Consider the following 2,305-nt stretch of genomic DNA (forward strand, 5'->3'; position numbering starts at 1 on the left):
CTCAGGCCGGCTGCGGCGATCAGGGCGAGCGTGGTGGCGGCGAGGGTGCGGGTGAGGGTCGTGTGCATGGTGGTGTCCTTCGGAAGGGTGCTGCGGTGATCGGTGGAGATGTCGGCGCTCAGGCCGCGGGTTCCGTCATGCGGTCGGTGCCGGTGAACACGTCGGAGCTGACGTGACCGGGGGCGGTGATGCCTTCGCGACGGAGTACGACGACCACCGTGCGGAGGAGGATGCGGAGGTCGAGCCCGAGACTGACGGAGTCGACGTACTCGATGTCGGATCGGAGGCGTTCCGGCCACGGCAGCGCGTTGCGGCCCCGGACCTGGGCCAAGCCGGTGAGTCCGGGCAGGACGTCGTGGCGGCGTGCTTCCTCGGCCGTGTACAGGTCGAGGTAGCGGCAGAGGCTCGGGCGCGGGCCCACGAAGGACATGTCCCCTCGCAGGATGTTCCAGAGGCTCGGCAGCTCGTCGAGGCTCGTCGAACGGAGGAAGCGTCCGAATCCGGTGAGCCGCTGTTCGTCGGTGGTGATGCCCTTCGACTCGTCGATCTCGAGCATGCTCCGGAACTTCAGGATCGTGAACGTCTCGCCGCCCAGGCCCGGTCGTTCCTGACGGAAGATGACGGGGCGACCGAGCCGCATCGCGACCAACGCGGCGACGATGAGCATGAGGGGTGCTGCGAGGACGAGTCCGAGGACTGCTCCGCAGACGTCGAGGATCCGCTTCGTGCGCAACGTGCGGTTCCGGCGGTCGGCATTCATGTCGTGACTCCTGATCGAGGGTTGATGGGTCAGGCGGACAGCGCAGCGGCGCTGGTGTACTCGGAGCGGTAGTAACCGCCCTGTCGCTTCGTGTGCTTGGTCTTCGTGAGGACGAGCCCGCTCGCGCGCCGGCCCACGCGGTCGAGAGCTTCGGTCGCGAGTCGGACCTCGGCACGCTTCGTCTGACCGGCTGCGCTCACGAGGAGCGTGGTGGAGACGAGCGTGCTGACGAGGGATGCGTCCGTCACCGCCAGCACCGGGGGCGTGTCGACGAGGACGACGTCGAAGCGGTCGGTGAGGACTTCGAGGACGCGCTCCATCGCCTCGGACCCCAGCAGCTCGCTCGGGTTCGGCGGGATCGTGCCTGCCGGGAGCACGTGCATGTCGTCGTCACCCCAGGGCTGCAGGACGTCCTCGAGCTCGGCGCGACCGATCAGGAGGTCCGAGAGGCCGGTGGCGCCTTCGATGCCCATGACGGTCGCGAGGTTGGGTCGTCGGAGGTCCGCGTCGACGACGGCGACGCGCAGGCCGCTCTGGCTCATGGCGATCGCGAGGTTCGCGGTCGTCGTGGTCTTCCCCTCGGACGGGCGTGCGCTCGTGACGGCGATGGTCCGGGAGCCGCCGGAACGGAGGAACTGGACGTTGGTCCGCAGGGCGCGGAAGGCCTCGCTGCGGGCGCTGCGGGCGTCGTCCCGGACGATGAGCGGCCGCGCACCGGCTTCGGCGTCGAATGCGATGTCACCGAGGAGCGCCAGGTCGAGGTCTGCGAGGTCCGCCGCCGTGCGGACACGCGTGTCGAGGGCGGCGCGCACCAGCGCGAGGGCAGCACCCAGGGCGAGGCCGGCCACGAAGCCGAGCGCGACGTTGGCCGTGGTCTTCGGCCCGATCGGGGAGGACGGCGTCGTCGCGGGGGTGACCTCCTCGAGGCGCACCGACGGGGTGTTGGGGGACACCTCCGGCTCGATCTGGCTCACCACCGAGGCCAGGGTCTGGCCGACGGCCTCGGCCAGCCGGGCGGCGTGGCGGGGGTCCGGATCGGTGACGGAGATCGAGATGATCACGGTGCCGGTGCCGACGCTCGCGGTCACGTGGCGACCGAGCTCAGCCGGCGTGCTGTCGAGTCGCAGGTGTTCGATCACCGGGGTCAGGACGCGTGGCGACGACGCGAGCTCGACGTACGACTTGATCTTCTGCTGCGCCGCCGTGGAGCCCTGCGCGATCTCGCCGGCCGATGCTGCGTCCTGGCCCGCGACCGACACGTAGTACGAGGTCGATGCCCGGTAGGTCGGCGTCGTCGCCGCGCTACCGAGCGCGGCGACCCCGACCCCGAGGACGGCGCACGTCGCGAGCATCCACCAACTGCGGAGCAGTGAACGGGCAATGGTCAAGGCGTTCATTCGAGTCCTTCGATCGGGCTGGTGTTCCCAGTGTAATACATTGCATACTGCATGGCAATGGCTGAGGGCCTCGCGGTGTGCGCGAGGCCCTCGGTGGTGGTGGTCGTGGGTGTGTCAGTCGGCGGCAGTGATGGTGTTGTCCTTGCCC

2 protein-coding genes are annotated in these 2,305 nt (G+C 69.6%); both read right to left on the reverse strand.

What is annotated here, in order from left to right:
- Positions 1-118: 118 nt before the first annotated feature.
- Positions 119-760 (reverse strand): sugar transferase, encoded by a 642-nt coding sequence (locus tag Csp2054_RS17555; RefSeq protein ID WP_096900841.1) that lies wholly within the window; start codon positions 758-760, stop codon positions 119-121.
- Between the two features lie 29 nt (positions 761-789).
- A complete protein-coding gene (locus Csp2054_RS17560; protein WP_217990959.1) occupies positions 790-2,148 on the reverse strand; it encodes a polysaccharide biosynthesis tyrosine autokinase in 1,359 nt (452 codons plus the stop codon).
- Between the last annotated feature and the right edge of the window lie 157 nt (positions 2,149-2,305).

The organism is Curtobacterium sp. 'Ferrero' (genome assembly GCF_002412165.1).
Classification (GTDB): domain Bacteria; phylum Actinomycetota; class Actinomycetes; order Actinomycetales; family Microbacteriaceae; genus Curtobacterium.